This window comes from Bergeriella denitrificans NBRC 102155, assembly GCF_001592185.1.
Lineage (GTDB): Bacteria > Pseudomonadota > Gammaproteobacteria > Burkholderiales > Neisseriaceae > Neisseria > Neisseria denitrificans.
In genome coordinates, this window is sequence record NZ_BCWL01000316.1 from 1 (window position 1) to 1,456 (window position 1,456).

Sequence of the window (1,456 nt, forward strand, 5' to 3'; positions counted from 1 at the left end):
ATTGAAACCAGGCTGCAATCCGCAGACAGTATCCGTCATACGGAGCGGCGGGCTTGTCGGATAAATCGGGACAACGGTTAAGCAGAGCAGAGCGGGGCGGAAGTTTGCTAAAATACCCGTCTCAGCGATAAGGAGCGCATGATGGAAGAATACGATACCGAGCTGGCCGAGCTGGTGCGCGGCTGGCTGGACAGAGAAGCATACCATTACGATTTTAATGCGGAAAAAGGCCTGTTCCGCTACGGATTGAGCGTCAAAGGTAAGCTCAACAAGCTGGACTGCGCCGTCAGCATCGGCAGCGACAACCTGATTTTTTACGCTATCGCCCCGCTGAAAGCCGAGCCGGAGCGGCTGGGCGAAGCGGCCGAGTTTATCGCCCGCGCCAATTACGGCCTGATACACGGCTGCTTCGAGCTGGATTTTTCAGACGGCGAAATCCGCTACCGCATTACCGTCAACTGCGACGGCGTGCAGCCTTCCGAAGCGGTGTTGGATGACAGCTTCGGCATCCCGGCCGGTATGTTTGAACGCTACGGGCAGGGTTTGTTGGAAGTGCTTTTCGGCTTTGAAACACCGGCAGCGGCTGTTGCCAAATGCGAGCAGGCAGCGGCAGGAGCTGCGCCGTCCGTACCGCCGACACGCCACTAAACCTGATTTGATTGTGCTTTTGAGGGGAAAAATATGATGAAAGTAGCCGTTGTCGATTACGGCATGGGCAACCTGCACTCCGTGCTCAAATCCGTGCAGGCCGCGCAAAAGCTGGCCGGTGCGGATGCGGAGATTTACCTGACCGACCAACCGGAAGCCGTATTGGCCGCCGATAAAATCGTGTTTCCCGGCCAGGGCGCGATGCCCGACTGCATGGCGGCGCTACGCCGCAGCGGCTTGGGCGAAGCCGTGGCCGACGGCCTGAAAAACAAACCGTTTTTCGGCATCTGCGTCGGCGCGCAGCTGCTGTTCGAACACAGTGAAGAGGGCGATACCGCAGGCTTGGGCTGGTTTGCCGGCGAAGTGAAACGCTTTGCGGACAACCTGCACGATACGGAAGGCAACCGCCTGAAAGTGCCGCATATGGGCTGGAACAGCGTGCGCCAAACCCGCGCGCATCCCCTGTTTGCCGACATCGACCAAGATACACGCTTTTATTTCGTGCACAGCTATTACTTTGCGCCGCAGGATGCCGATATCGTATTGGGCACCAGCGACTACCCCGAAGCCTTCGCCTGCATCGCGGGCAAGGATAATGTATTCGCTACCCAGTTCCACACCGAGAAAAGTCACGACGGCGGCCTGCTGCTGCTGCGGAATTTTCTGAACTGGCGTCCGTAAACGGAACGGAGTAGCCAAGCTATTAAAAAGGCCGTCTGAATATTGAACTGCGATATTCAGACGGCCTTTTTGCACGCTCGGGCCATATCAAAAGCCGCCGTACTCCCCATCGGAGCATGGCGGCTTT

At 57.4% G+C, this 1,456-nt stretch carries 2 protein-coding genes; both read left to right on the forward strand.

Annotated features, from left to right (window positions below):
- Positions 1 to 138: 138 nt before the first annotated feature.
- Positions 139 to 648, forward strand: a complete 510-nt coding sequence (locus BDE01S_RS10505) for a YbjN domain-containing protein (RefSeq protein ID WP_115225413.1) — start codon at positions 139 to 141, stop codon at positions 646 to 648.
- A 36-nt stretch (positions 649 to 684) separates the two neighbouring features.
- Positions 685 to 1,329 (forward strand): imidazole glycerol phosphate synthase subunit HisH, encoded by a 645-nt coding sequence (gene hisH / locus BDE01S_RS10510; protein ID WP_066081316.1) that lies wholly within the window; start codon positions 685 to 687, stop codon positions 1,327 to 1,329.
- Positions 1,330 to 1,456 lie beyond the last annotated feature (127 nt).

Excerpts from the sequence above, each read along its gene's own strand:
- BDE01S_RS10505 (WP_115225413.1), top strand. The coding sequence starts at position 139 with ATGATGGAAGAATACGATACCGAGCTGGCCGAGCTGGTGCGCGGCTGG.
- hisH (WP_066081316.1), top strand. The coding sequence starts at position 685 with ATGAAAGTAGCCGTTGTCGATTACGGCATGGGCAACCTGCACTCCGTG.